Raw genomic sequence first — 582 nt, forward strand, 5'->3', positions numbered from 1 at the left:
CTCCTCGCCGGCGTGCGCGACCAGGCGCAGTCCCTCCGCCGCGGCGCGCGCGTAGACGTCGACGAACAGCTCCGGGCCGAAGCCCACCTCGTTCGAGTCGAGCCCGACGCCGATGATGTGCTCGCGCCAGGGGAGGATCGCCGTCAGCATCTCGTCGGCCGCGTCGGCGCCCAGGTCGCGGAGGAAGCACATGATCAGGTCCGTCGAGATCCCGTGGGTCTCCTCGCTCCGACCGAGCGCACGGGTGATCCCGCTCATCACGGTGTCGAGCGCGACGCCGTTGCCGAGGTGCGTCTGCGGGTCGAAGAAGATCTCGGCGCGGCGGACGTTCGCCTTCTGCGCCCGGTCGAGGTAGCCGGTCGCGAGCTCGAAGAAGTCCCGCTCCGTCTTCAGCACGGTGAGGTTCGAGTAGTGCAGCTCCAGGAACGACGCGAGGTCGGTGAAGGAGTACCGCGCGCGGAGGGCGTCGAGATCCTCGGTGGGCAGGGCGACCCCGTTGCGGCGCGCCATCTCGACGATGTGCTCGGGCTCGATCGTGCCCTCGAGGTGGATGTGCAGCTCGGCGCTGGGCGGGGCGGGGAA

General features: G+C 70.3%; 1 protein-coding gene. It reads right to left on the reverse strand.

Annotated features, from left to right (window positions below):
- Positions 1–582 (reverse strand): adenosine deaminase (locus C5C27_RS17630; RefSeq protein ID WP_374952943.1); only part of this gene is annotated, 582 nt, incomplete at both ends.

It is taken from the genome of Rathayibacter sp. AY2B7, assembly GCF_002931635.1.
Lineage (GTDB): Bacteria > Actinomycetota > Actinomycetes > Actinomycetales > Microbacteriaceae > Rathayibacter.